This window comes from Methylobacterium mesophilicum SR1.6/6 (genome assembly GCF_000364445.2).
GTDB classification, from domain to species: Bacteria; Pseudomonadota; Alphaproteobacteria; order Rhizobiales; family Beijerinckiaceae; genus Methylobacterium; species Methylobacterium mesophilicum_A.
The window spans coordinates 4,067,778-4,092,766 of sequence record NZ_CP043538.1 but is presented as its reverse complement, the minus strand read 5'-3'; the positions used below and the strand labels follow the sequence as shown (position 1 = coordinate 4,092,766).

The following is a 24,989-nucleotide window of genomic DNA, read 5'->3' as shown; positions in this document are numbered from 1 at the left end:
GGTGTGCACGCCGGCCGGCGGCCTTCCGGACCAGGATCCGCCGGTCTATGACCGCCGCGACGCGAATGCGCCGCGGCGAGGAGGCGCCCGATGACTGACAACTTGCACGAGGGACCCCTGTCCCCCGTCGCGCAGCCGGCGCCCCCGAAAAAGCCGACCTGGCGCGAGGAGCGCCGCAAGCGCCGCCGTCGGCGCAAGCGCGGCGAGGAGGTCCTCTCCTGGTTTCTGGTGCCGCTGATCTGTTTCGGCGTCTACTGGGGCGTCAACGCGGGCTTCAGCTTCTTCGGGACGTCGCCGGGACAGGTCTGGGACCAGCTGATGCAGGTCAAGGCGATGATGGAGAAGCGTTCGAGCAACCCGGCCGGGCGCGGCTAGAGGATCGTCTCGAAAGGCGGCCTCAGACCTGTCTGACGTGGCCCCTCCGACCCACGCCCTCATTCCGAGACGGGGCGTAGCCGCCTTCAACGAGGGGCCGGGCCGCGCGCTCCCCGGACGGCTCCGTCGAGACCCCGCGATCTCCGATCGCGCGGCATCTCAGGACGAAGGTGTGAGCGGGACAGCCGGTCCGAGGTTGTCCCGTCGTTTACCGTGGTCCGCGGGCTCCGGGACCTGTCCGGGCGGAGGCGCCATGAACCCGGCTCGACTGAGACCGACCCGACGCTCGATCCTCGCATCTGCGGTGCTGGCGGCCCCGGCCCTGCGCGCGGCTGCGCGCGGCGGCCCGGTGGTGATCGTCGGCGCCGGTGCGGCCGGCCTCGCGGCCGCCTCCGCCCTGCGTGCGGCCGGACAGAACTTCACGCTGGTCGAGGCTCGGGACCGGATCGGCGGTCGCGCCTTCACCGACAGGGCGCTCGGTCCCGACTGCCCCTTCGATGCGGGCGCCGAGTATATTCACTGGGCCGAGCACAATCCCTGGGCGCCGATCGCCCGGCAGGCAGCGGTCCGCTTTGCCCGCGAGGACGGCTGGGCGCGCAGCCTCACGATCGACGGGCGGCCGGCCACCGACGCCGAGAAGGCCAAGCGGCGCGCCGGCTTCTCCGGCCTCGATGCCCTGCTGGACCCGAAGGGCAAGGGCGACCCGTCGCTGGCGGAGGCAGCCCGCGCCGGCGGCCCCGATGCTGAACAGGCCGCCGCGGGCTTGAGCCGGCTGTCGCTGGGCGAAGATCCGGAGCGCGTCTCGGCGGTCGATTACGATCGCCTCTGGTCTGGCAGCGACCTGTGGGTCGACGGCTACGGCGACCTCGTCGCGCGGCACTTCTCCGACGTGCCGGTAAGCCTCGGCTGCGCCGTCCGGGCGATCGACTGGTCCGAACGGGATGTGCGGGTCGAGACGGCGCGCGGCACCCTGACGGCGGCGGCCGTCATCGTCACGGTCCCGGTCGGCGTCCTGAGGGAGGGCGCGATCCGGTTCACGCCGGGCCTCCCGGACTCCGCGCGGGCTGCGCTGGATGGGCTGCGCATGGGTGCCTACACGAAGATCGGACTTAGCCTCGACCCGGCGAAGATCGACCCGGCGGCCCTGGGCGACGCGGTCTCGGTCGCGGCCGGCGGACCGACCCTCTACCTCGAGATGGCTCCGTTCGGCCGCCCGCTGGCAGTCGCCAATCTCGGCGGCGATCTCGCCCGCGACCTCTGCCGCGCCGGAGAAGCTGCGGCGGTGGCACTCGCCACCGAACGACTCGGCGCGATCCTGGGCGACAAGGCCCGGGGCGTCGTGCTGGCCGGTCGGCTCGCCGGCTGGTGGACGGATCCGCAGGCCCGCGGGTCCTACTCGATCGTCGTGCCGGGCCACGCCGACGCCCGCGACCGGCTGCGCGAACCGGTAGGCGGACGGGTGTTCTTCGCCGGGGAGGCGCTGGCCGGCGGCGGCGCCATGACGGTCGGCGGCGCGACCCTCGACGGCGGCCGGGCCGCCCGCGACGTGCTGAAGGTGTTGGGCGCCTGATCAGCCCGTCACGGCCGCCCGGCGCGGCGCTGCCGCCGGAAACGGAACGGGCGTTCGATGCCGAACCGCGGCCACCACCAGGGCTTCCTCCCGCCCGCGCAGGGTATGGGCGCCGAGATCCTCCGCCTCGAGGTCGTCCGGCAGCTGTCCGATCCGGTCGAGGAGATCGGCCGAGACGAGGACGTGGACGCCCAGCGACTTGGACAGCGTCTCCAACCGTGCCGTGGTGTTCACGACGTCGCCGAAATACGCGATCTTGTGGCGTTCCAGTCCGATCTCGGCGGTGACGACCGGGCCGCAATGGAGCGCGGCGCGGAATTCCGGCACCTGCCCGAAGCGGCTGCGCCAACTCTCCGCCTCGGCGTTGAGCCGCGCGGCGAAATCGAAGACGCAGCGCAGGCACGCCGCGTCGCGCAGGCCCCGCTCCATCGTCCAGGTCACCAGCGCGAGGTCGCCGATATAGTCGTCGATGGAGCCGCGCGTGCGGGAGACCGGTAGGGCCAGGGCGTTGAAGACCTGCCCGAGATAGGCCTGGGCAGCGCGGTCGCCGTACCGGTCGGCGAAGCGGGTCGAGCCGGTGACGTCGAGGAAGAGGAAGATACGCTCCTCGCTGATCGGCCGGTGGTAGCGGCCGATCAGCAGGTTGGCGAACACGCCCGGTCCGATCAGGTCGCGGACGCGGAAAACGAAAACCACGATGGCCGAGATGCCGAGCGCGTAGAGCAGACCCGTATCCGTCATCAGCATCGCGTTGCGCTCGCTGTACATGAAGCGGAACAGGCGGTTCAGGATGGTGCTGGCGACCGCGTTGCCGATGACGATCATCGCGATGTAGATCGCCACGGTGGCGAGCAGGAACAGCGGCGTCGCAAGGCCTCGGATCCGCTCCCGCAGGCGTGGGAGCAGGAGACGGCGCTCGTAGAGCATGATCGGCGTGCCGATGATGGCGCCACGGATCGCCGCGCCCGTGAGCGGACCGACCTCGAAGATCGCTCCGTACATCAGGCCGGCCAGGGCACCGAGCGTCGGCGCGACGAGAAAGAACCATGGGGGCCTGAAACGCATCGACGCGTCCTCTGTGGCGGCCCCCCGGTCGCCGGCGCTCCTCAGTCCAGCCGCAGGGCGTGGACCGAGAACAGCGCGTCCGGATCAGTCCACACGGTAAGCCATGTCCAGCCGGCCCGTTCCGCCAATTCCCGGAAGGTCGTCGGCGTATATTTGTAGCTGCTCTCCGTGTGGATCGTCTCGCCCGCCGCGAAGGTGAAGGTGTCGGAACCGACGCGCACCGCCTGCGCGTCCCGGGCGACGAGATGCATCTCGATCCGCGATGCCTGCGGGTTGAACACGGCGCGGTGAGCGAAGGCATCGAGGTTGAAGCGCCCGGCGAGTTCCCGGTTGATCCGGGTCAGGAGGTTGCGATTGAACGCCGCCGTCACACCCGCGGCATCGTCGTAGGCCGTCTCAAGGGTCGCAGAGTCCTTCACGAGGTCGACGCCCACGATCATGTGGGCGCCCTGCCCCAGGATCCGGCCGAAGCGGCGCAACAAGTCCTCGGCCTCGGACGGCTCGAAGTTGCCGATCGTCGAGCCCGGGAAGAAGCCCGCCCGCGGCAGTCCGTCCAGGCTCTCCGGCAGCACGAAGTCCCGGGTGAAATCCGCCGCCACCGGCTCCACGCGCAGGTGCGGGAAGTCGGCGCTGAGAACGTCCGCCTGCGCGCGCAGGAACTCGCCGGAGACGTCCACCGGAACATAGGCGGCGAGCGTGTCGAGGTGCCGGAGCAGGCAGCGGAGCTTCACGGTCGAGCCGCTGCCGAATTCCACCAGGGCCGCCTGAGCCGGCAGCAGCGCCGCGATCTCCGGACCGATCCGGTCCAGGATGCCGATCTCGGTGCGGGTCGGGTAGTATTCCGGCAGGCGGGTTATGGCCTCGAACAGGTCCGAGCCGGCGGTGTCGTAGAAGTACTTGGGCGAGAGCGCCTTCTGCGGCCGGGACAGGCCCTCCCGGACATCGGCCAGGAAGGCGAGTTCGGCCGTTTCCAGCGCGATCGGGGTCGCGTCGGGGAATGCGGGCTTGATGGTCAAGGAGGCCTCCGGGGGCGCGTCAGGCGGCGTCGGCCAGACGCAGGCCCGTGAACTGCCAGCGCTGGTGCGGATAGAAGAAGTTGCGGTAGGGCAGCCGGGCATGGCCCGCGGGCGTCGCGACCGACGAGCCGCGCAGCACGAACTGGTTGGCCATAAACTTGCCGTTGTACTCGCCGAGGGCCCCCGGCAGCGGCCGGTAGCCGGGATACGGCAGGTAGGCGCTGCGGGTCCATTGCCACACGAGTCCGAAGGCGTCGGGCAGCTGGCCGTCCCGGGCCGCGACCTCCCACTCGAACTCAGTCGGCAGGAAGCGTCCCGACCAGCGGGCAAACGCATCGGCCTCGTAGTAGCTGACATGCGTGACCGGGGCGTCGAGGTCCACGGGGCGCAGGCCGCCCAGCGTCATGGTCGCCCAGCCGCCGTCGGACCGGCGCCAGTAGCCGGGCGCCTCCCAGCCCTCGCCGGGGCCGGCATACCAGCCGTCGGACAGCCACAACTCGGCCTTGGCATAGCCGCCGTCCTCCATGAAGGCGAGCCACTGCCGGTTGGTCACCAGCGCCCGGTCGATCCGTCCGGCCGGGATGAGAGCCTCGTGGCGGGGCGACTCGTTGTCGAACGAGAAGCCCTCCCCGTCGTGCCCGATCCACGCGATGGCCCGGTCGAGGCGACGCTGGCCGGAGAGAGCCTCCAGTGCCGGGAAACGCCACGCGGAATCGTAGGCGGGATTCAGCGGGTTCTGCGCGAAGGCGTGCAGGATATCGGTGAGGAGAAGTTCCTGGTGCTGCTGCTCGTGGTAGAGCCCGATTTCCAGGATCGGCAGCACCGCCTCCAGCGCCCCGTCGGACGCCTGACCGAGCAGGGTCTCCACCGCCCGGTCCACATGCGCGCGGTAGGCGGTGACCTCCGCCATGGTCGGGCGCGTGATCAGGCCCCGCTGGATGCGCGGTTGCCGCGGGCCGGCGGCCACATAGTACGAGTTGAACAGGTAGTGCAGCCGCTCGTCGTAGATCGCGTAGCCTGGCAGATGCTCGCGGAGCAGGAATTGCTCGAAGAACCACGTCACATGCGCCCGGTGCCACTTGGTCGGGCTCGCATCTGCCATGGACTGGACCTGCTGGTCCTCCGCGGAAAGCGGTGCAGCGCGGCGCTCGGTCTCGCCGCGCACCTGTCGGAAGGCGGCGATCCAGGCAGTCCGGTCGATCGGGCGGGCCGACACCGCGGGGGGCGGGAAGGCTGGCGCCTCCTGCTCGCACCCTTCCTCCGGGCGCAGTGCGGCCGTCGCTGCCATGAGATTCATCCCTGTTTTCGGCCCCAGCCCGGAAGCATTTCCCTGCCCAGGGTTGGTGCGCAGAAGATATGTCCTGCTCGAGCTTCGACAACCTCCGTCGGGTCAGCCGCTCCCCCGACCCGTCCGCCGTCATCTTCGCGCCGGCGCCGCGTCGGTTAACCGGAACTGTTGGGGATGGCGCGTCTTTCTCTCGCCGCAGTGAGGCCGCCTTAACCCTCGCCGTCGAGATTTTGGGCCGCTGTTCGTGGAGTCCGGGGTTCTCATGCGGATCGATCTGATGGCCGGGGCCACCCACTCCGCCGCCGCGCTGCATGTCGCAGCCGAGCCGACCATCCTGGTGTTCGATTCCGGCCTCGGCGGACTCACCGTCCTCGAGGCTGTGCGCCGCGCCCGTCCGGATGCCCGCTACGTCTATGTCGGTGACGATGCGGCCTTCCCGTATGGCCGCCTCGGCGAGGCCACCCTCGTCGCCCGCGTCCTCGCCGTGATGGAGCGTCTGGTCGCGACGCACAGGCCGGACCTCGTGGTCATCGCCTGCAACACTGCCTCGACCCTCGTCCTTCCGGCCCTGCGTCAGCGCTTCACCACGCCCTTCGTCGGCGTCGTGCCACCGATCAAGCCTGCGGCGGCGGCGACGCGCTCGCGGGTCGTCTCGCTCCTGGCCACGCCCGGAACGGTGGCACGCTCCTACACGCAGGATCTCATTGCCACCTACGCGGGCGCCTGCACGGTGACCCGGGTCGGCTCGCAGAACCTCGCGGGTTACGCGGAGGCCGAACTCGCCGGCGCACCCGTGGACGATGCCGCCCTGGCGGCCGAGATCGCCCCCTGCTTCGTGACCGAACCGGATGGGCGGCGCACCGACGTGGTCTGCCTCGCCTGCACGCACTACCCCCTCCTGCTGCCGCGCCTTGAAGCCCTGGCTCCATGGCCGGTGACCTGGATCGATCCGGCACCGGCGATCGCCCGGCGCGTCGTGCAGCTGATTGGGCCACTTCCGCGCGAGGCCGGTCGGCACGGCTCGGCGCTCGGCGCGTTTACCGCGGGTAGCTGTCTCAACGCCCCGTTGCGGGCCGCCCTGGCGGCCCGCGGGATCGGCGAAGTGGGCGTCGAAGCGATCCCGCTGCCGCTGCAGTAGCGATTCGGCGGTACGGATGCCGCTGAAGATCTAGCGAAAACTGTCTTCAGCGCTTGCCAATCGGGCAAGTGCAGTTTCTGATGGTCCCGATTCGGCGAATGTGCTGCATTCGAGAGGGGCCGATGACCCTGAAAGCTTCGATGCTCGCGGCCGTGCTGGTCCTCGCGATGTCACCGATCTCGCCGGCTCTGGCGTGCGGTGACGGCGAGGCGCCGACTTCCTGCGACGATCCGAGCCCGAACGGACTCGCTTCCTGGATGCTCGGCCGGGTCGAGCGGGCCCTGAAGGCCGACAAGGCGCAGGCGCTTCGCGACTTCACTGACGGCGCGCGCGGGTTTCGGACCGCCGACACCTACGTGTTCTGTGTCGGGCCCGACGGCGTGATGAGCGCCCACCCGAACCCGATCCTCAGGGGACACGACGTGCGGGACCTGCACGACAGGACCGGCAACTATTTCATCCGGACGATGATGGGGTCCGCCGTGCCGGGCCAGATTTCGGTGATCCGCTACCTGTTTCCCAAGCCCGGCAGCACGGTGGAGGAGCCAAAGACCACGTACTACACCAAGGCTGGTGGCCAGACCTGTGGGGTTGGCGTCTACGACGCCGATGTGGTCGCACCGGCCGCCGCGACCGCGGATGCGCGGGTGGCCCAGCTTCGGAAACGGCTCGACGGAGAGATCCCGGACAGCGCCCGCGCGGACTGGACGGCCTTCCTGGAAGCACTGAATGCGCAGGGCGACGAGAAGGCGACGGCGATCGCGCAGGCGCGCCGCGATCTGAAGGCGGCCGCGTCCGCATTGGATCAGGCCGCGGTGAAGTGACCGGCGCGCCCGACAGGCATCGGTGACGGCGGCCGCGATCGCATGTCCCGATCGTGCGGTCCGCCATGTCCTGCTCTAGCGAAGACCGGGATTGCCGGCGGTTGCGCTCGCCACGACCGGATCGGCGGACGCGTCGGCCTCGTTGGGGACGATCAGGTGGACGAAGAGCATGCCGGCCGCCACGATCAGCGCGAGCGCCACAATGCGCCACAGTTCCAGGATCGGCTCCTGAGGCGGCGTCTTGGTCTCGCTCGACATCGCTTCCCCTTCCCGCCTCCGTGAACCCGGATGGGACACCTGGAGGGTAAATGAATACTTAACCTCACCGCTGCGAGGCCGCCTCGGTCATCCCGGAGACGACCGGCTTGCGCCGTGCGCGGCTGCATCAACGCCGCCTGAAAAGACCAGAAACGCGGCGGGAATGCGTGACGCCGCCCACTCGCGACGGCTCCCTGGCGGGTCCGGTGCGGCATCGCACACCCGCTGCGCAGCCGGGCGCGCCGTCCTGAGACCGGCGAGTCCCGACGCTCGCGCGACGCGTCGTGGAAGCAGGGCGGCCGGGCGCCGCACCACCGTCTGCGCGGATGTCCACAGCTCAGATCGCCCCATTATTGGAGTTCCGGGGGAAGCTTAGGCGTTGTCCAGATTTGGCCGCAATCGTCGCCGGTTTTCGACGTGTGATGTCTTTCCGGGCCGGGAGTTGCCGATGTTCGAGAGCTGGTTCCTGGGCCCGGCACTCGTCGCGCTGATCAGTGCGGCGGCTCTGGTGGCGATCGGAGCCAGCCGACAGGCACCTGTCGTCCGCAGGGTAGCCGCGGGCACGCGGCTTCCGGATCCGCGCCGAGTCTTCGGACGCAAACGCCGCTGGCGTCGGTCGGTCCCCATCGCGCGGCGTCTTGGCCTGTTGCCCCTGCGGTGAGCCGCCGGTCCGCCGCGACGGCCTGAATCCCGTCGAAGCAGGCGCGTCGGGATCGGTCCGGGCCCTTGGTCCGTTGTGCCTGCCGGAAGCCGGTCTGCCGGCACCACCTCGATTTCTGGACCCGGACACGACATGCTGGCTTGGTTCCGCGCCCTGATGCCGAAGGAGGATCGGTTCTTCGATCTCTTCGAGCGTCACGCCGCCACCCTTGTCGACGGCGCGGCGGCATTGAGGACGCTGCTGGACGGCACGCAGGATGTCCCGGCGGCGTGTGCGGTCATCGCGGCGCGCGAGGACGAAGCCGACGCCATCACGCGGGACGCGCTCCTCGCGGTGCGCCGGACCTTCATCACCCCCTTCGACCGCGGCGACATTCAGGCTCTGGTCGGCTCCCTGGACGATGCCATCGACCAGATGCTCAAGACCGCCAAAGCGGTGCAGCTCTTCGAAGTGACGGCTTTCGAGCCCGCGATGCGCGAGATGGGGGCCGTGATCCAGGAGGCCGCGCAGGTCACAGCCGAGGCGCTGCCGAAGCTGCGCTCGCTCGGCGAGAACGCCGCCGCGCTGAACACCCTGACCGAGCGCGTCATCGAGCTGGAAGGCCGCGCGGACGATCTGCATAACGCCGGACTGAAGACCCTGTTCAAGGCGTCGGGCCGGGATCCCATGGCCTTCCTGGTCGGGTCCGAGCTGTACGATCACCTGGAGAAAGTCATGGACCGCTTCGAGGACGTGGCGAACCAGATCAGCAGCATCGTGGTCGAGCACGTCTGAGCCGCGGGCCGCACGCGTGACGTTCCTCGTCATCCTCATCGCCCTGGCGCTGGTCTTCGACTTTCTGAACGGGCTGCACGATGCGGCGAACTCCATCGCCACCATCGTGTCGACCCGCGTCCTGGCGCCGCGCTACGCGGTATTCTGGGCGGCGTTCTTCAACTTCGTGGCGTTCCTGGTCTTCGGCCTGCACGTGGCCGGCACGGTGGGCTCCGGCATCATCGACGTCGGTGCGGTCGACGATCGGGTGATCCTGGGTGCGCTCGGCGGCGCCATCTCGTGGAACCTGATCACGTGGTACGCCGGGATCCCCTCCTCGAGCTCGCACGCCCTCATCGGCGGCCTGCTGGGCGCCGGGATCGCCAAGGCGGGGGTGGGCGTCATCGTCTGGCACGGCGTCATCGCCACCAGCGCCGCCATCGTGCTGTCGCCGGCCCTGGGCTTCGCCCTCGGCCTGCTGCTGATGCTGGCGGTGTCGTGGATCTTCGTCCGCTCGACGCCCTACGCGGTGGACCGCCTGTTCCGCGGGATGCAGTTCGTCTCGGCCTCGCTCTACTCGCTGGGCCACGGCGGCAACGATGCCCAGAAGACCATGGGCATCATCGCGGCCCTGCTCTACGCGCACGGTGAGAGTGGCAGCTTCCATGTCCCCCTGTGGGTAGTCCTGTCCTGCCAGACCGCCATGGCGCTCGGCACTCTGCTAGGCGGCTGGCGCATCGTCCACACGATGGGATCGAAGATCACGCGCCTGTCGCCCATGCAGGGCTTCTGCGCCGAGACGGGCGGGGCCGTCACGCTGTTCGCCGCGACGGCCCTCGGCATCCCGGTCTCCACCACCCACACGATCACCGGGGCGATCGTCGGGGTCGGGGCGGCCCGCCGGGTCTCCGCTGTCCGCTGGAACGTGGCGCAGAGCATCGTGGTCGCCTGGGTGATCACGATGCCGGCCGCGGGCCTCGTCGCCGCCCTGACCTATGCGGTGTCGGGCTTGGTCCTGCCATAGGGCGGTTCCTGCCGTCGGGCGGGCAGCGCGGTTTCACCAGCGGCGGTGCCAGCCGCCGTGCCAACCCCGATGCCATCCACCGTGCCAACCCACGTGGCGGAATCCGCCCCAGCGATAGCCGCGGTGCCACGCGAAGCCGCGGTGCCAGCCGTGACGGTAGCCGTAATGCCACCGGTAGCCGAACCGGCGGTAGGCCGGGACGAACACGTACGGACGATAGAAGCCGTTCGGCCGGCACCATCCATAGAAATTGCGGTGAAAGCCGGGGCCGCACCCGTCGCGCGCCTCGGCGCTCGTGCCGGCCATCAGAACGCCCGCCGCGAGCGCGACGGGAAGGGCAAGCGTGCGAATCATGATCTCCTCCAAGGATGTCCGGCCCTTGCCGGACGGGAAGCGGACTCAGGATCGAGCTCAGTTCGGCCAGCAGCGGCGGCCGTAAGGCCCGATGTGGAAGCCGGCCGGACAGGAGACGCCCCGGACATAGCCGCCCCACTGACCGCCCGGGCGGCAGCCGCCGTAGGGGCCACGATGGGCGTAGGGACCGCAGCCGCCGTAGACCTGGATGATCTGCGCGTCGCCCGGTCCATCGGACACCGCGTACTGGACTTGCGGCAGGGCCGAGGCCGGGACCGCGAGCGCGGCGAGCAGCGCGGCCGGGGCGAATATCTTCAGCATCGATGAGTTCCTTCTGCTCGTGTGAGGGGGTGTCGGGCTCTCAGAATTGCCCCGGCCCGTGAAGCCGCGACGTGTGAGCAGAGGTTCGCCCGCGCGCTGTGCCCGGGTGTGACGGGCAGGCGCCGGATCGTAACGTTCCGTAACGATGAGTTGCGTGCGCCCGAGCCGTCAGGCCAGGCTCGGCAGCGTCAGGACGAGCCGCGCCCCGCCCCGCGCACCCGCCTCGGCGACCACGGAGCCGCCATGCGCCTCGGCGATCTGCCGGCTGATCGCGAGGCCCAGGCCCGTACCGCCGGTCTGGCGGTTCCGGGACCGCTCGACCCGGTAGTAGGGGCTGAACACCGCCGACCGCTCCGCCTCCGGGATCCCCGGTCCGTCATCCTCGACGACGATCTGGCAGACCGCTCCAACACGCTGCACCGCGACCGCCACCGAGGTCCGACCGAACTTGACGGCGTTCCCGATGAGGTTGGCGACGACCCGGCGCAGGGCGACGGCATCCCCCGCCACCGTGGCGTCCCGCACCTCCTCGCCGGTCATGCGGATGTTGGCGCCCTGCGCGGCGTGCTCGGCGACCTCGACGGCCACGAGGTCGGCGAGATCCACCGCCGACCGGGTGGCCTGGACGGCGGTGCCGCGGGCGAAGCCGAGGGACGTCTCGATCAGGTCGGTCATGGCGTCGAGATCAGACACGATCCGGTCGCGCACGACCGCCTCGCCGACCCCTTCGGCCCGCAGGCGCAGGCGTGTCAGGTAGGTCTTGAGGTCGTGTGAGATTGCGCCGATCAGCAGCGAGCGCTCGGCCATGAGGCCGGCGATCCGCTCCTGCATGTGCTGGACCGCGCGCGCGAGACGCCGGATCTCCGGGGCGCCGCGCGGAGCACTCACCCGCTCCGGTACGTGGCCGTCGAAGCGGGAGACCGCATCCGTGAGGCGCCGCAGCGGGGCAAGTTCGTGGCGGGCGCCGACCAGGACGAGGCCCGCCACCGCCACGCCGAGGGCCGCGACCCACAGGCTGAGCGGCTGACCCAGCAGCCAGGGCATCAGCGAGCGATGGCTCCGGATCGTCGTGATGACGACGGTCCGGCCGTCCGGCAACCGGGCGCTGGCCAGGGCCAGGCCGCCCTGGGGCCGCGTGACATCCGCCCGGGCCACGTCGGCCGCATTGACGCCGTGGCGCAGCATGTCGGGGCGGGTGAACGCGGAGACCTGGCTGGCCGGCTCGCTGGTCAGGCGGCGCAGGCGTGCCTCAAGACGCGGCTCGCGGATCAGCGTGGTTTCGTCGGGCGGCGTGTCGACGATGTCCACGGCGAGCGCCTCGCCGCTCACGGCCTTCAGGATCGCCGGCCGCTGTGCCGGATCGGCCTCCGACAGGAGCGAGATGATTCCCGCCGCCTGGTCCACGCGGGGAAACGGCGTCTTGTAGGGCGAGATCTCCTGGCCCCGCTGCCAGCTGTCGACGCCCACGGTGGCGAGGACGAGCAGCGACAGCGCCCCCAGGAGAAGCAGCATGATCCGGCCGAGCAGGCCGACGCGGCTCATCACGGGCTTCCGGGCTTCACCGCTGCCGCCAGGATATATCCCGCGTTGCGCACGGTCTTGAGGAGGCCGGCGGCGCTGCTGCCGGCGGCGTCGAGCCTGTGCCGCAGGCGGCTGACCTGGACGTCGATGGTGCGATCGAAGGCGTCGGCGGTCCGCCCGCGTGTCCAGTCGAGGAGCTGGTCGCGCGAGAGCACCCGTTGCGGGCGCGTGACGAAGCAGTGCAGCAGGTCGTACTCGGCGCTGGTGAGGGGTACCTCGGTGGCCGGCGCTCCGGTGGTGACGGTGCGGGCGGCGAGGTTGATGACGAGGTCGGCTACGCTCAGCGTTTCCGGTCCGGGCTCGGCGGCAGAGCCTCCGCCGTTGGCCCGGCGCAGGACGGCGCGAATGCGGGCGAGCAGCACCCGCGGATTGAAGGGCTTCGAGACGTAGTCGTCGGCGCCCATCTCCAGGCCGAGCACCCGGTCGATATCCTCGTCCTTGGCAGTGAGCATCACCACCGGCGGCCCGTTCGCGTCGCGCAGGCGCCGGCAGATCGAGAGCCCGTCCTCGCCGGGCAGCATCCAGTCGAGGACGATCAGGTCCGGGAGCGTGCCGGAGGCCAGGAGCCGGTCGAGGCTGGCGCCGCCGTCGAGCGCGACGACGCGAAAGCCCTCGCCCTCCAGGTAGCCGGCGAGCAGCGTACGGATGTCGGGATCGTCCTCGACGACGGCGATGGTCGTGCCTTCGTGCATGGCTGGAGCATAGGCGCCGCCGACGCGGCGGCAACGCGAATCCGGCCGCTGTCACAAAACGTTACATGAAGCGGTGGAGGGATCGCATCTGCGCTAAAGGTGCTTGAGGCCGTAGCTGCTCAGGAGGGGCAGCAACTCGTTCCGGGCCCGGATGCGATGCTGGCGCGCGGCGTCGAGGGCCTCGGCGGCATCGCCCGCGCGGACCGCTCCGGCGATGCGCCGGTGCTCCGCGATCGAGGCGTCGAGACCCCGGCGGAGGTTGAGCGTCAGCATCCGCGCCCGATGGGACTGGTCGTTGATCGCCTGCACGATCCGGCTCATGCGGCCGTTCCGGGCCTGCTCGATCAGCGCGGCGTGGAACGCCCCGTCCGCCTGACCCCAGCCGAGGAGATCGCCGCTGGCGTGCGCGTCCGCCATTGCGTCCGTGTGGCCGTCGAGGACCTGCGCGGCCGCATGGCGCGCGTCGTCCGGCAGCGCGGCGACCAGTTCCGCCGCCCGGCCATCCATCGCGATCACGACGTCGTAGATCTCGCGCATGTCGTCCGGCGCCAGCGCCAGGATCAGGATGCCCTTCCGGGGCAGGACCCGCACGAGCCCGTCCTCCTGCAGACGGATGGCCGCCTCGTGGACCGGGGTCCGGCTCATGCCGAGCCGCAGGGCGATCTCCTGCTCGGAGGCCTGATAACCCGGGGTGAAGCTGGCGTCCCGGATCGCGGCGCGCATCGCCGCGTAAGCCGCGTCGACCAGGGAGGCGGGTCTCTGACCCTCGTCGGCGCCCGCCTGCCCGTCCTGACCCTTGCTGGGCTGCGCCCGCGCCATCGACCCCTCCCCTAGCAAGGCAGCCCTATCACTGTCCGGGGCCCCTGCGGAACACGCGTTGACAGCCCACCTCATCGGCCGTACCTGTATTTCATCTTGCATGGAAGATGGCGCGCAAGGAACAGCAGCGCGTCGCGGCACTGGGAGGATGCGATGGACGGCTCGCTCGAGCAGGCCACGATGCGCCGCGTCGCGTGGCGGTTGATACCCTTCATCTGCCTCCTCTATTTCATCGCCTTCATCGACCGCGTGAACATCGGTTTCGCGGCATTGACGATGAACAAGGATCTCGGCTTCTCGTCGACAGTCTTCGGCTTTGGGGCCGGGATCTTCTTCTTCGGATATTTCCTGTTCGAGGTCCCCTCGAACATCATCCTCGACAAGGTCGGCGCGCGGCTCTGGATCGCCCGGGTGATGATCACCTGGGGCTTCCTCTCGGGAGCCTTCGCCTTCATCGCCGGCGAGACGAGCTTCTACGTGCTGCGCTTCCTGCTCGGCGCCGCCGAGGCCGGCTTCTTTCCCGGCATCATCCTCTACCTGAGCTACTGGTTCCCGGCCCGCTACCGCGCCGCGGTGGTGTCCCTGTTCATGGCGGCGGCGCCGATCTCCGTGCTGCTCGGCTCGCCCCTGTCGAGCCTGCTCCTCGAGATGGAGGGGCTTCTCGGCCTGCACGGCTGGCAGTGGATGTTCCTGGTCGAGGCGGTGCCCGCCGTGATCCTCGGGGTCGTCGTGCTGTTCTACCTGACCGACCGGCCCGAGAAGGCGACGTGGCTCGCCGCCGATCAGCGGGCGTGGCTCGTCGCCGAGATGGAGGCGGAGCGCGCCCGCAAACAGACGAGCGCCCGCCACAGTCTCCTGAGCGGACTCTCCGACCCGCGCGTGCTGGCCCTCGCGCTCATCTATTTTGGCACTTCAGCCGGCCTCTACACGCTGGGCATCTGGGCGCCACAGATCATCAAGGGATTGGGCCTGTCGACGATGGCGGTGGGCCTGCTCAACGCCGTGCCGCCCTCCGTGGCGGTGGTGGCGATGGTGCTCTGGGCGCGTCATTCCGACAGGACCGGCGAGCGCACGTGGCACGTGGTGATCGCCTGCCTCGCCGCGGCCGTCGGCCTGATCCTGGCCGGGGGCGCCGCCTCCGTGCTCGCGGTCGTCGCCGCGCTGAGCCTCGTCAATGTCGGGATCAGCGCCGCGAAGCCGCCTCTCTGGGCCATGCCGACCATGTTCCTGTCCGGCTCGGCGGCGGCCGTGGGGATCGCCACCATCAACGCGATCGGCAATCTCGGCGGCTTCGTCGGCCCCTGGGTGATCGGCTGGATCCGGGACCGGACCGGCAGCTTCTCCGGCGGCCTGATGTTCGTGGCGGGCCTGCTCGTGCTCTCCGCCATCCTGACCCTGGTGGTCGCCCGGGCCGGGCGGCGCGCCGAGCCCGCCGGCGCGGTCGCCCGCTGAACCTTTCCAAAGCTCAAGGAGATCGATGATGACGAAGACTTACACCATCGCGGCCATCCCCGCAGACGGCATCGGCGTCGAGGTCATCGCCGCCGGCATCGAGGTGCTCGACGCGCTGGCCGAGAAGACCGGCTCCTTCGCCTTCACGTTCGACCATTTCGACTGGGGCTCGGACTATTACAAGAAGCACGGCGTGATGATGCCGGCCGACGGCCGCGAGCAGATCCGGGACCACGACGCGATCTTCTTCGGCGCCGTCGGCGCGCCGGACGTGCCCGATCACATCACCCTCTGGGGCCTGCGGCTCGCGATCTGCCAGCCCTTCGACCAGTACGCCAACGTCCGCCCGACCCGGATCCTGCCGGGCATCACCAGCCCGCTGCGCAACGTCTCGGGGCCGGAGCTCGACTGGGTGATCGTGCGCGAGAACTCGGAGGGCGAGTATGCGGGCGTCGGCGGCCGGGTCCACCAGGGCCACCCCAACGAGGTCGCCACCGACGTCTCGATGATGACCCGCTCGGGCGTCGACCGGATCATCCGCTACGCCTTCGAGCTCGCCCGCTCTCGCCCGCGCAAGCTGCTCACCGTCGTCACCAAGTCCAACGCCCAGCGCCACGCCATGGTGATGTGGGACGAGATCGCCGCCGAGGTCGCGAAGGATTTCCCGGACGTCACCTGGGACAAGATGCTGGTCGACGCCATGACCATGCGCATGGTGACCAAGCCCGAGACCCTCGACACGATCGTGGCGACGAATCTGCACGCCGACATCCTATCGGACCTCGCGGCGGCCCTCGCGGGCTCGCTCGGCATCGCGCCGACCGCCAACATCAACCCCGAGCGGACCTTCCCGTCGATGTTCGAGCCGATCCACGGCTCGGCCTTCGACATCACCGGCAAAGGCATCGCCAACCCGGTCGCGACCTTCTGGACGGCCTGCCAGATGCTGGAGCACCTCGGCGAGAAGCCGGCGGCCGACCGGCTGATGCGCGCCGTCGAGCGGGTGACCGCGGATCCGAACCTGCACACGCCCGATCTGGGCGGCAAGGCGACGACCCGGCAGGTCACCGACGCCGTCATCGCGGCGATCCGGGGCGACAACGCCTGACGCTTCCGCGCAGACGTATCCCGCATCCGCCGTGCATCGTTCCGGCGGATGCGGACCGACTGTACTCTGCATTCAAGTTGGCGCGCCGCGGAGAGCGGCGGGCTATAGGCAGTGGGAGGACGCGATGATTCCATCTGACCCCAGCCGACGCCGTGTGCTCGGCAGTGCGGCCGCCGCGTCCCTGGGCGCCTCGCTCGGGCTCCGCGCCCGATCGGCCTCCGCGCAGCACAACGTGCGGTACTCGACCGGGAGCGAGGCGCCGAAGTTCCGCGTCCCGCAGAACGCCACCGACTGCCACTTCCACATCTACGACGACCGCTTCGCGCCGGTGGCGGGCGGACTGCCGGCGCCGAACGCCTCACTGGACGATTACCGCGCCCTTCAGGCGCGTCTCGGCACCGGCCGGGGCGTGGTCATCCAACCGTCCCTCTACGGGTTCGACAACCGTCCGACCCTCGAGGGCATGGCGGCCCTCGGGCCGAACTTCCGCGGCGTGGCCGTGGTGAACCCCTCCGTGAGCGACGCCGAGCTGCAGCGCCTGCACGGCCTCGGCATCCGCGGCATCCGTTTCAACCTCGCGCAAACCGGCGCCACGACGCTCGACATGCTGGAGCCGCTGTCGCAGCGGGTCGACGCCCTCGGCTGGCACTGTCAGATCAACATGCCGGGCGAGAAGATCGCGGCGGCGGCCGACACCTTCCGCAAGATCCGCGGCAAGCTGGTCTTCGACCATCTGGCCCATTGTCCGCAGCCTGCGGGCGTCGAGAGCGACACGTTCAAGCTGATCCGCCGGCTCCTCGACCAGGGCAACACCTGGGTGAAGCTGACCGGCCTCTACGCCGACACCAAGGTCGGGCCGCCCACCTACGGGGATTCCGTGGCCGTCGCGCGCGCCTTCGCGGCCGCGGCGCCGACGCGGTGCCTCTGGGGGACAGACTGGCCGCATCCCACCGAGAACCAGTCCAACAAGCCGGACGACGCCCTGCTCCTCGACCTGCTTCCGACCTTCGTGCCCGACGCGGGCGCCCGCACGCGCATCCTCGTCGACAACCCGGCCGAACTCTACGACTTCCCGAAGTCCTAGCGCGGGTCAGACCGGTATCGCGGATGTCCCGGCTCCCACGGGGTTCCGGAACGAGGTGAAGCGGTCCGGCTCGTCCAGGGGCACCGCGAGGGTGCAGCGGACGCCCTCCGTCGGAAAGCTCAGGTCTACGGTGCCGCCGAGTTCCCGGCTGATGCCGCCGGAGATCAGGCGCGTGCCGAAGCCGCGGCGCTGCGGGGCTGTGACGGGGGGACCGCCGCTCTCGCGCCACTCCAGCGCCAGGGTCCGGGTGGGCCTGTCCGTCGTGGCCACGTGCCACGTGATGTCGATCCGGCCGCCCTCGGCCGCGAGCGCTCCGTACTTCGCCGCGTTTGTGGTCAGTTCGTGGATCGTCATGCCGAGCGCCAGCACGTAGCGGGGCGGCAATTCGATGTCGGGGCCGTTCAGCCCGAAGCGGCGCGGCGCCGCGTCCTCGAAGGGGGCGAGCGCGCTCTCGAGCACCGCGCGCAGGGACGCCCCGCCCCAATCATCGCGCGACAGCAGGTCGTGCGATTTCGACAGCGCCAGGATGCGTCCCTCCAGCCGTTCGCCCCGGTCATCGTCGCGTCGTCCTTGACGGGCCAGGGACTGAACGGTCGCCAGCGTGTTGCGCACCCGGTGGTTCAGCTCGTGCAGCATCAGGGTCTGCCGCTCCTGCAGACGGCGGCTCCGCTCGATCTCCGATCGCAGCTCGCCCTCGTGGGTCTGGAGCGCGGCGGCCATGGCGTCGAACGCCTCGCCCAGTTCCCCGAACTCACCCGGGCCGGCAAGCCCGCTGCGCGTGTCCAGCGCACCGGCCCGCCACGACGCGGCGGCGCGGAGCAGCCGGCGGACAGGCTGGCGGATGAAGGCGCGTCCCGCCAGCAAGGCGGCCGCGATCGCCAAGGCGGCGCCGAGGCCGATCAGGACCAGTCCGCGCCGCGTGGCGGCATCGATGTCGGCGAAGGCCGTCGTCGGTGAGAAGGCGACCGACACCGTGACGGAGTCGAGGTCGTCGGGGCTCGCCTCCGCCACGGCGGTGATCCGCGGGCTTCCGTTGAGGCCGGGCAGATCCGCAACGCCGCCGCGGTGCTGGACCAGGGCCGCCCAGAACGGCTGCGGGAGCGTCCTGCCCACCCATTCCTCGTGACCCGGCAGCCGGATGAGGACCGTGCCCTTCCGGTCCGCGACCGTCAGGGTCGCGTCGGGGGGCAGGCCGGCTGAGGCCTGTCGGCCCGCCAGATAAGACAGGTCGATGCTCGTCAGCACGATCCCGTCCGAGCGACCGTCCGCACCGGGTATCCCTATGGCGAACTGAATGGTCGGCCTCCGGGTGACACGGCCGGACACGACGTCTCCGACCGCGAAGGCGCCCGTGCGCATCGCGTCCTGGAAGTAGGATCGGTCGGCGATCGTGTAGGCGCCGGGCGAGGACCCGAGTGTGTTGCAGCGAATTTTCCCGTCCGGATCGGCGACGCCGAAGAAGAATGACCCGGGGACCTTGTCGACGACGCGCCGGAGATAGGCCGTGCAGGTTTGCGGATCCCGGGTGCCGGATCTCGGGCAGTTCGGACAGGATGCCGAGGATCTGCTGAGCGCCGCGCCCGTACTGGCCCAGGTCGGCGGCGATGCCCCGCGCGGTCCGCATCGCCTCGCTGCGGACAGCCGCGCTCCGGGCGGCGCGCAGCGCGTACTCGTTGTAGCCCTGGATGGCGAGTGCGGGCACGAGCGCCAAGCCCACCAGCCCCACGATCCGCTTCGTCAGTGACATCGAGGGCGTCGTCCTCCTCCTGGGCACCCTCGCCTCGGGTTCCGGCACCTGCGCGCGCAGATAGGCGGCTTCGGCGTTTCGGAAAGCGCATTCAGGAGGTCGATCGCCGGCGCCGGACGGATCCGGCCTCGGGCCGATGCCGGAGCAACCGCACGGTCCTCGGAGCCGCGGCCCTCTCCGCGGATCTCGGGACGTTGCGTCCTGGGAGCCTTGATGATGCGCCCGACCTCTTCGTTCGGCGGAGGATCACATGGGTTCGACCGTTCTTCCACTCCGACGAGGATGCCCTGGGTTGATGGTCGCCCCGGTCTCTCCAGGGCGCCGCAGGCGAGCCCGAAATCCAGAACCCCTGTTGCGTCAGGATCTCGGCCATCGGCGTGTTCGAATCCTGGGGCTCCGCTTCGTGCCGCCAGTACCGCGAAGGTGATGCGGTTTCAGTCGAAAGTCATCAGACCAGGGTGCTTCGGACCCGAGCGTTAATAAGATAAAAATCCTGATTGGGGTTACCGGGGGCTAGCGCGGCGTCGGTTGCGTTCGGCCCTACGCCATGCGGGACACGAAGGGTGCATCCTGCCGCCGCGCCAAGCACCAGGGCGTCACGCGCACGTCATCACCGGGATGATAGCGGCGCGCCACGGCGAAATTCCCAGACCCTATGCCGCCACTCAGCCCGCTCGGCCCCGCCGACGCGGGCTTTCGTGTGCTCAGACCATCGTTCAACGCTGTTGCCGCGGAGCAACAAGCGGCGGCTTTCCACCGCTTCGTAGCGTGGGCAACCTAGCCAGGACTGGAGGAGATGAGCAATTTTGTGCCGCAGGCATGAGCAATAAAAAGCTGTCGGCGCCCGGAACCGCATCATAATGCAAGAACGTTAGGCGTTTCGGGCCGCATGACGTCAGGCCGCCAGAGGACACATCCGCATGCTGTACCTGATGCGCGACGCCTACGATCAGATGCTCTCGCCCATGCGCGTGGCCGCCGAGGTGGCCCGGACGGCGTGCGAAAATCCGTTCAGCCCTCTCTCTTACGCACCCACGAGTCGCGCCATCGCCGCCGGCTGTGAGCTGTTCGAGCGTGCCACACGCACTTACGCCAAGCCGGCCTTCAACCTTCAGGTCGCCGAGCGGGTGGTGTGGGAGCGACCATTTTGCCGCGTCGTTGCCTTCGGCGAACCGTCGGACAAACCGAAGCTCCTGGTGGTGGCCCCGCTGTCCGGTCATTACGCCACCCTGCTCCGTGGCACGGTCGCGGCCTTCCTCGACACGCATCAGGTGTTCATCACCGACTGGGCCGACGCCAAGAAGGTGCCGCTCTCGGCCGGCCGCTTCGATCTCGACGACTACATCGATTACTGCATCGACCTGTTCACGGAACTCGGCCCGGACCTGCACGTGGCGGCGGTATGTCAGCCCTCCGTTCCGGTCCTGGCTGCAATCGCCCGCATGGAGGCGGAGAACCATCCACTCGTCCCGCGTTCCGCCGTGCTGATCGGTGGCCCGATCGATACGCGCCGCTCGCCGACGGCCGTGAACCGCCTGCCGCAGGAGCGGAGCATCGGCTGGTTCGAGCGCCATTGCATCCACGAGGTGCCGTGGACGCATCAGGGCCACGGCCGCGACGTCTATCCGGGATTTCTCCAGCTGGCCGGCTTCATCAGCATGAACCTGGACCGGCATCAGACGGCCCACTGGGACATGTTCAACCACCTCGTCGAGGGTGACGGCGACTCCGCGGCCAAGCACCGGGAGTTTTACGACGAGTACCTGGCCGTGATGGATTTGCCCGCGGAGTACTATCTCCAGACGGTCGAGACGGTGTTCATCGAGCACCGCCTGCCAAAGGGTGAGATGCGCCATCGCGGCGCGCTCGTCGACCTGAACGCGATCCGTCGCTGCGCGCTGATGGCGATCGAGGGCGAGAAGGACGACATCACCGGCATCGGCCAGACGCGCGCCGCGCTCGACCTGACGCTGAACCTGCCCGACAGCAAGAAGGCCTATCACCTCCAGATGGGCGCCGGCCATTACGGCGTCTTCAACGGCTCCCGCTTCCGGGCCGAGATCGTGCCGAAGATCGTCGCGTTCATGGAGGCACACGGAGGGGCGGTGGAGGCTGCGCCGGCGATCACGCTGCCGAGCACCCTCCTGCCTGAGGCCGACATCGTGCCGGACGTTCCGGCAGCCCTCATCGCCGACAGCGCTCTTGCGGCCCGCGCGCTCGGATCCGAGCTGCACGCGTAGCTCTGTCCGGCGGACGCGCCGACGCCCTGGACTCGCCCGGAGCCTTTTGCAACGCTCTATCGAGTGGGCATCGCCGGTCCCGGTCTGGCGCGACCCGCCACCTCGTCCAAGCGGGGGTGGGTGAGGGAGGTGACGGGACCTGATCGGGCATGCTGACGCGACGCGCTCACGGCGCGCGCCTTTGGCACCGGCGAAGCCGACGCTTCCGTTTGAACGAGATCGGGCACGCTTCCGGCAGGCGCTCCTCCGGAGTGTTCCGCCGGGCGCTCAGTGAATCGTGCCGCCTCCCTGCAAAGCACGTCGCGGCCGTCGCGGGGTGTCGGTTGATTGATGGCCGATGAACGGCCTCGCCTGCCGCTGGAGCCATTCAGCGCGTCTGACCAAGACCTCGCGCTGCCTCTGCCGTTTCTGCTCGAGCTGGCAGAGGATCCGATCCCGCTCCGCCACGGGATCGGACCAACCCTCGAGGCGCTCGCAATCGCTCTGGAAGCCGAACTCGACATCTGCCAGGGCCGCCAGGGTGGCCTGGAGCATCCCCGTCAGATCATCGAGCCCGAGATCTGCTCCGCGCGCGCCGGACATCGCATCGGACAAGGGATCGGCCCCAGGATCGGCCGAGGCACCGGTCTGACCCAACCAGTTCAGCCGCGTGATCCTCAGGAGCACATTGGACGCCGCGACGAGGGTGCCGGACGCGTCGCGCAGGGGTGTGGGATACGGCATGAAGGGAATGCGTGTCCCGTCCGGCCGCTCCAGCAGGGCCTGGACGCCGCGTACGGGTACGCCCTGGCGGATCGTCTCGGCCATGGGGCATCGATCGAAGGGAAGCAGAGCGCCGTCCATCGTGAAGATGCGCCAGCAGCCGCACCAGCGCGTCTTCCCGAGCTCGGGATGATAGCCCCACAGATCAGCTGCCGCTTCGTTGTAGTAGGTCAGCCAGCCATCGGCGTCCGTCGTGTAGACGGGCGACGTGAAATCCTTGAAGACGTCCGCGCAGGCCGGTTCGAGGTTCCAATCGCGTACAGGGCCGACAAATTCGAAGTCGTCGTCGTCCGGAAACATGCCGCTCTCCCTCGACGGACGGGCGAGGAAATGCCCGTCAAAGCATTCCGGTCGCCCCCCTCTGTCGCGGGTGCCTGGAGCCGCGGCGACCTTTCGGCAGCCTCGGCTCGTCAAGGACGCAGGACGCGTCGCACTCCAGATCGTCCAACGCTACGGAATTGTGCCTCGAAGCTTCCGGGGGCGGTCGCTCCGCGGCGCCATGACCGACTCAGGCCGGTCTGGGCTCTCCCGCATCGTCTTGTACGGACACCGCTCTGTCGCACAGGACGGACATTCGTTCAAGGGCGATCGAGAAGTTTATTGGAGTAGAAGGAGTATATTCTTTGTCTAATCACCTGCGTGCGTGTTGCGATTGCTGGTCACATGGAATTGAATTTTTTGCCGAGCAGCTGGATTAAGATCAGATCGCCTGTGAAAGCTTTCCGGATTGGAAAGCCGTTCGCCATGAGCCCACCGGCCGGCGGCCCTGCGCCGTGCCGCGGCGGCCCGGCTTTCAGGCTCTGCAATGGTCCGATCGGGCGCTGGAGGTGCGTATCCAAGTCGCCGGCTGAAGGAGACCAAGACACGGATCGGTCGCGCCCGAGAAAAGCGTTGGTGAAGGCGAAGCCCCACGCTATGAAAGACGGGATCGATACCTGTCGCCAAGCCGGCGCGGGCTGTACAATTCAATCGATACTGAAGGAAGTCTTGAGGCTGCCGTGAGCCTCTCAGGTTTTCGCGACTCCACCCGATCGATGGTGCCCAGGAAAGGACTCGAACCTTCACCTCTCGCGAGACTGGTACCTGAAACCAGCGCGTCTACCAATTCCGCCACCTGGGCTCGCCGTCGGCCATCGGCCGGCGACGGCTCCGTTTAGGCAACGGAGCCGTCGCCGTCAATCGGGATTTCAGCCGCGCGGCCATTCCCGGATGTCGACGAAGCGTCCGGCCACCGCGGCGGCCGCCGCCATCGCCGGCGAGACCAGATGCGTGCGCCCCCGCGGACCCTGGCGGCCCTCGAAGTTGCGGTTCGACGTGGAGGCGCAGCGCTCGCCCGGCCGCAGCTTGTCGGGGTTCATGCCCAAGCACATCGAGCAACCCGGCTCGCGCCAGTCGAAGCCCGCTGCCTTGAGGATCTTGTCGAGGCCTTCAGCCTCCGCCTGCGCCTTCACGAGGCCCGAGCCCGGGACGATCATGGCGGAGACGCCCTCATGCACCTTGCGGTCGCCAACCACACGCGCGACCTCGCGCAAATCCTCGATGCGGCCGTTGGTACAGGAGCCGATGAAGATCCGGTCGAGGGTGATGTCGGTGATCCTCGTGCCCGGCGTCAGGCCCATATAGGCCAGCGCCTTCTCCTTCGACTGGCGCTTGTTGTCGTCGGCGATCTCCGCCGGGTCCGGCACGCGACCCTGGATCGAGATCACGTCCTCGGGGCTCGTCCCCCAGCTGACCAGCGGCGGCAGGTTGGCGGCGTCGAGGCGCACCTCACGGTTGAAATGCGCGCCCTCGTCGGTGACGAGGCTCTCCCAGTAGCGCCGGGCCGCATCGAAGGCCGCACCCTTCGGCGCCTTCGGGCGGTCTTGCACATACGCGAAGGTGGTCGCATCGGGGGCGACCATACCGGCGCGGGCACCGCCCTCGATCGACATGTTGCAGATCGTCATCCGGCCTTCCATCGAGAGGCCGCGGATCGCCTCGCCGGCATACTCGATGACGTGGCCGGTGCCGCCGGCTGTCCCGATCTCGCCGATGATCGCCAGGATGATGTCCTTCGCGGTCACCCCCGCCGGCAGCGTGCCGTCGACGGTCACGCGCATGTTCCGGGCCTTGCGCTGCACGAGCGTCTGGGTGGCCAGGACGTGCTCGACCTCGGAGGTGCCGATGCCGTGCGCGAGCGCCCCGAAGGCACCGTGCGTCGAGGTGTGCGAATCGCCGCACACGATCGTCTGGCCCGGCAGCGTGAAGCCTTGCTCGGGCCCGATGATGTGAACGATGCCCTGGCGGACATCAAGGGCGTCGTAGAACTCGATGCCGAAGTCGCGCACGTTCTCGGCGAGCGCCTCGAGCTGGGTGCGGCTCTCGGGGTCGTCGATACCCTGGCTGCGGTCGGAGGTCTGGACGTTGTGGTCGACCACCGCCAGCGTCTTCTCCGGGTGACGCACCTTGCGGCCCGCCGCCCGCAGCCCCTCGAAGGCCTGCGGGCTCGTCACTTCGTGAACGAGGTGACGGTCGATGTAGAGAAGGCTGGAGCCGTCCGGCTGGACATCGACGACGTGGTCGTCCCAGATCTTGTCGTAGAGGGTGCGCGGGCTGGTCATCGGTTTTCGTCTTCAGATGATGCGTCGGTTCTGGCGCTCGCGGGTGATGCGTGGTCCTTAGTAGGCATCGCGCGCGGTTTCCGAAAGAGGCCAGGTCTGTCGCGGTCGGATGGCCGCCCGGCGCCCGTGGACGGATGTCACGCGGACGGGCCGGTCAGGGTGGCGCCGCCCCCGCTTCAGGCCCTATGCCGGGCGCGGGATCCGGTTGCGCAGGCGGCGGATCGACGATGGCCGGCCGACGGCCTCACAAGGGAGTG

The 24,989-nt window shown here is 69.4% G+C and carries 23 protein-coding genes and 1 tRNA gene; 11 read left to right on the top strand and 13 right to left on the bottom strand.

Going from position 1 to position 24,989, the window contains the following annotated elements; translation table 11 throughout:
- Window positions 1-90 precede the first annotated feature (90 nt).
- On the top strand, window positions 91-375 hold the full coding sequence (locus MMSR116_RS19615; protein WP_010685862.1) for a hypothetical protein: 285 nt from the start codon (window positions 91-93) through the stop codon (window positions 373-375).
- 253 nt (window positions 376-628) lie between these two features.
- Window positions 629-1,945, top strand: a complete 1,317-nt coding sequence (locus MMSR116_RS19610; protein WP_010685863.1) for a flavin monoamine oxidase family protein — start codon at window positions 629-631, stop codon at window positions 1,943-1,945.
- Here MMSR116_RS19610 and MMSR116_RS19605 read toward each other — a convergent pair whose 3' ends face one another.
- From MMSR116_RS19605 to egtB, 3 genes are read right to left on the bottom strand one after another with little or no spacing between them, the layout of a single operon-like run.
- Entirely contained in the window at window positions 1,946-3,010 is a 1,065-nt protein-coding gene (locus tag MMSR116_RS19605) for an adenylate/guanylate cyclase domain-containing protein (RefSeq protein WP_010685864.1), read from the bottom strand. It lies immediately after the preceding gene.
- 41 nt (window positions 3,011-3,051) lie between these two features.
- Window positions 3,052-4,026 (bottom strand): L-histidine N(alpha)-methyltransferase, encoded by a 975-nt coding sequence (egtD, locus tag MMSR116_RS19600; protein ID WP_010685865.1) that lies wholly within the window; start codon window positions 4,024-4,026, stop codon window positions 3,052-3,054.
- A 19-nt stretch (window positions 4,027-4,045) separates the two neighbouring features.
- Window positions 4,046-5,314: an ergothioneine biosynthesis protein EgtB gene (gene egtB / locus MMSR116_RS19595; protein ID WP_010685866.1), complete on the bottom strand. Its 1,269-nt coding sequence runs from the start codon at window positions 5,312-5,314 to the stop codon at window positions 4,046-4,048.
- Window positions 5,315-5,576: 262 nt separating this feature from the next.
- On the opposite strand from egtB, the gene murI reads away from it, so the two are divergent.
- Window positions 5,577-6,452 (top strand): glutamate racemase, encoded by an 876-nt coding sequence (gene murI, locus MMSR116_RS19590; RefSeq protein WP_010685867.1) that lies wholly within the window; start codon window positions 5,577-5,579, stop codon window positions 6,450-6,452.
- Window positions 6,453-6,574: 122 nt separating this feature from the next.
- Window positions 6,575-7,276 carry a cache domain-containing protein gene (locus tag MMSR116_RS19585; RefSeq protein WP_010685868.1) on the top strand — a complete coding sequence of 234 codons (702 nt, stop codon included), beginning with the start codon at window positions 6,575-6,577 and terminating at the stop codon, window positions 7,274-7,276.
- 75 nt (window positions 7,277-7,351) lie between these two features.
- Here MMSR116_RS19585 and MMSR116_RS19580 read toward each other — a convergent pair whose 3' ends face one another.
- A complete protein-coding gene (locus tag MMSR116_RS19580; protein ID WP_010685869.1) occupies window positions 7,352-7,534 on the bottom strand; it encodes a hypothetical protein in 183 nt (60 codons plus the stop codon).
- 793 nt (window positions 7,535-8,327) lie between these two features.
- On the opposite strand from MMSR116_RS19580, the gene MMSR116_RS19575 reads away from it, so the two are divergent.
- The gene (locus MMSR116_RS19575) at window positions 8,328-8,969 is read left to right on the top strand and encodes a DUF47 domain-containing protein (RefSeq protein ID WP_010685871.1); all 642 of its coding nucleotides are present in this window, start codon (window positions 8,328-8,330) and stop codon (window positions 8,967-8,969) included.
- Window positions 8,970-8,985: 16 nt separating this feature from the next.
- Complete coding sequence (locus MMSR116_RS19570; protein ID WP_010685872.1) at window positions 8,986-9,972, top strand: inorganic phosphate transporter; 987 nt, start codon at window positions 8,986-8,988, stop codon at window positions 9,970-9,972.
- A gap of 33 nt (window positions 9,973-10,005) precedes the next feature.
- On the opposite strand, the gene MMSR116_RS19565 is transcribed toward MMSR116_RS19570, so the two are convergent.
- From MMSR116_RS19565 to MMSR116_RS19545, 5 genes are all read right to left on the bottom strand, one after another.
- Window positions 10,006-10,326 (bottom strand): GCG_CRPN prefix-to-repeats domain-containing protein, encoded by a 321-nt coding sequence (locus MMSR116_RS19565; protein WP_010685873.1) that lies wholly within the window; start codon window positions 10,324-10,326, stop codon window positions 10,006-10,008.
- 57 nt (window positions 10,327-10,383) lie between these two features.
- Entirely contained in the window at window positions 10,384-10,647 is a 264-nt protein-coding gene (locus tag MMSR116_RS19560; protein ID WP_010685874.1) for a GCG_CRPN prefix-to-repeats domain-containing protein, read from the bottom strand.
- 168 nt (window positions 10,648-10,815) lie between these two features.
- The gene (locus MMSR116_RS19555; RefSeq protein WP_010685875.1) at window positions 10,816-12,189 is read right to left on the bottom strand and encodes a sensor histidine kinase; all 1,374 of its coding nucleotides are present in this window, start codon (window positions 12,187-12,189) and stop codon (window positions 10,816-10,818) included.
- Window positions 12,189-12,920 (bottom strand): response regulator, encoded by a 732-nt coding sequence (locus MMSR116_RS19550; RefSeq protein WP_010685876.1) that lies wholly within the window; start codon window positions 12,918-12,920, stop codon window positions 12,189-12,191. The genes MMSR116_RS19555 and MMSR116_RS19550 overlap by 1 nt, the downstream gene beginning before the upstream one ends.
- 93 nt (window positions 12,921-13,013) lie before the next feature.
- A complete protein-coding gene (locus tag MMSR116_RS19545) occupies window positions 13,014-13,739 on the bottom strand; it encodes a GntR family transcriptional regulator (RefSeq protein WP_010685877.1) in 726 nt (241 codons plus the stop codon).
- A gap of 153 nt (window positions 13,740-13,892) precedes the next feature.
- Between MMSR116_RS19545 and MMSR116_RS19540 the strand changes: the two genes are divergently transcribed.
- The 3 genes from MMSR116_RS19540 to MMSR116_RS19530 all read left to right on the top strand — a co-directional run bounded on the left by MMSR116_RS19540 (window position 13,893) and on the right by MMSR116_RS19530 (window position 17,383).
- Complete coding sequence (locus tag MMSR116_RS19540) at window positions 13,893-15,191, top strand: MFS transporter (RefSeq protein ID WP_010685878.1); 1,299 nt, start codon at window positions 13,893-13,895, stop codon at window positions 15,189-15,191.
- A gap of 28 nt (window positions 15,192-15,219) precedes the next feature.
- Window positions 15,220-16,299, top strand: coding sequence for a tartrate dehydrogenase (locus MMSR116_RS19535; protein WP_010685879.1), 1,080 nt, complete (start codon window positions 15,220-15,222; stop codon window positions 16,297-16,299).
- Window positions 16,300-16,423: 124 nt separating this feature from the next.
- Window positions 16,424-17,383 carry an amidohydrolase family protein gene (locus tag MMSR116_RS19530; RefSeq protein ID WP_010685880.1) on the top strand — a complete coding sequence of 320 codons (960 nt, stop codon included), beginning with the start codon at window positions 16,424-16,426 and terminating at the stop codon, window positions 17,381-17,383.
- A 6-nt stretch (window positions 17,384-17,389) separates the two neighbouring features.
- On the opposite strand, the gene MMSR116_RS19525 is transcribed toward MMSR116_RS19530, so the two are convergent.
- Window positions 17,390-18,628 (bottom strand): sensor histidine kinase, encoded by a 1,239-nt coding sequence (locus tag MMSR116_RS19525; RefSeq protein WP_244625496.1) that lies wholly within the window; start codon window positions 18,626-18,628, stop codon window positions 17,390-17,392.
- Window positions 18,629-18,887: 259 nt separating this feature from the next.
- On the opposite strand from MMSR116_RS19525, the gene MMSR116_RS31990 reads away from it, so the two are divergent.
- Together MMSR116_RS31990 and MMSR116_RS19520 are read left to right on the top strand one after the other, a co-directional pair.
- Window positions 18,888-19,127 carry a hypothetical protein gene (locus MMSR116_RS31990; RefSeq protein WP_244625495.1) on the top strand — a complete coding sequence of 80 codons (240 nt, stop codon included), beginning with the start codon at window positions 18,888-18,890 and terminating at the stop codon, window positions 19,125-19,127.
- Between the two features lie 923 nt (window positions 19,128-20,050).
- Entirely contained in the window at window positions 20,051-21,370 is a 1,320-nt protein-coding gene (locus tag MMSR116_RS19520) for a polyhydroxyalkanoate depolymerase (RefSeq protein ID WP_010685882.1), read from the top strand.
- Between the two features lie 267 nt (window positions 21,371-21,637).
- Here MMSR116_RS19520 and MMSR116_RS19515 read toward each other — a convergent pair whose 3' ends face one another.
- From MMSR116_RS19515 to leuC, 3 genes are all read right to left on the bottom strand, one after another.
- Window positions 21,638-22,432 (bottom strand): PAS domain-containing protein, encoded by a 795-nt coding sequence (locus MMSR116_RS19515; RefSeq protein WP_010685883.1) that lies wholly within the window; start codon window positions 22,430-22,432, stop codon window positions 21,638-21,640.
- A gap of 735 nt (window positions 22,433-23,167) precedes the next feature.
- Window positions 23,168-23,252: transfer RNA gene (locus tag MMSR116_RS19510), tRNA-Leu, on the bottom strand.
- A gap of 67 nt (window positions 23,253-23,319) precedes the next feature.
- On the bottom strand, window positions 23,320-24,732 hold the full coding sequence (leuC, locus tag MMSR116_RS19505; RefSeq protein ID WP_010685884.1) for a 3-isopropylmalate dehydratase large subunit: 1,413 nt from the start codon (window positions 24,730-24,732) through the stop codon (window positions 23,320-23,322).
- Window positions 24,733-24,989: the final 257 nt, after the last annotated feature.

Coding starts and splice junctions, on each gene's coding strand:
- murI (WP_010685867.1), top strand. CDS start 5,577: ATGCGGATCGATCTGATGGCCGGGGCCACCCACTCCGCCGCCGCGCTG.
- MMSR116_RS19520 (WP_010685882.1), top strand. CDS start 20,051: ATGCTGTACCTGATGCGCGACGCCTACGATCAGATGCTCTCGCCCATG.
- leuC (WP_010685884.1), bottom strand. CDS start 24,732: ATGACCAGCCCGCGCACCCTCTACGACAAGATCTGGGACGACCACGTC.
- MMSR116_RS19565 (WP_010685873.1), bottom strand. CDS start 10,326: ATGATTCGCACGCTTGCCCTTCCCGTCGCGCTCGCGGCGGGCGTTCTG.
- MMSR116_RS19575 (WP_010685871.1), top strand. CDS start 8,328: ATGCTGGCTTGGTTCCGCGCCCTGATGCCGAAGGAGGATCGGTTCTTC.
- MMSR116_RS19615 (WP_010685862.1), top strand. CDS start 91: ATGACTGACAACTTGCACGAGGGACCCCTGTCCCCCGTCGCGCAGCCG.
- MMSR116_RS19550 (WP_010685876.1), bottom strand. CDS start 12,920: ATGCACGAAGGCACGACCATCGCCGTCGTCGAGGACGATCCCGACATC.
- MMSR116_RS19540 (WP_010685878.1), top strand. CDS start 13,893: ATGGACGGCTCGCTCGAGCAGGCCACGATGCGCCGCGTCGCGTGGCGG.
- MMSR116_RS19530 (WP_010685880.1), top strand. CDS start 16,424: ATGATTCCATCTGACCCCAGCCGACGCCGTGTGCTCGGCAGTGCGGCC.
- MMSR116_RS19555 (WP_010685875.1), bottom strand. CDS start 12,189: ATGAGCCGCGTCGGCCTGCTCGGCCGGATCATGCTGCTTCTCCTGGGG.
- MMSR116_RS19560 (WP_010685874.1), bottom strand. CDS start 10,647: ATGCTGAAGATATTCGCCCCGGCCGCGCTGCTCGCCGCGCTCGCGGTC.
- MMSR116_RS19610 (WP_010685863.1), top strand. CDS start 629: ATGAACCCGGCTCGACTGAGACCGACCCGACGCTCGATCCTCGCATCT.
- MMSR116_RS19580 (WP_010685869.1), bottom strand. CDS start 7,534: ATGTCGAGCGAGACCAAGACGCCGCCTCAGGAGCCGATCCTGGAACTG.
- MMSR116_RS19545 (WP_010685877.1), bottom strand. CDS start 13,739: ATGGCGCGGGCGCAGCCCAGCAAGGGTCAGGACGGGCAGGCGGGCGCC.
- MMSR116_RS19605 (WP_010685864.1), bottom strand. CDS start 3,010: ATGCGTTTCAGGCCCCCATGGTTCTTTCTCGTCGCGCCGACGCTCGGT.
- MMSR116_RS19585 (WP_010685868.1), top strand. CDS start 6,575: ATGACCCTGAAAGCTTCGATGCTCGCGGCCGTGCTGGTCCTCGCGATG.
- egtB (WP_010685866.1), bottom strand. CDS start 5,314: ATGGCAGCGACGGCCGCACTGCGCCCGGAGGAAGGGTGCGAGCAGGAG.
- MMSR116_RS19515 (WP_010685883.1), bottom strand. CDS start 22,432: ATGTTTCCGGACGACGACGACTTCGAATTTGTCGGCCCTGTACGCGAT.
- MMSR116_RS19535 (WP_010685879.1), top strand. CDS start 15,220: ATGACGAAGACTTACACCATCGCGGCCATCCCCGCAGACGGCATCGGC.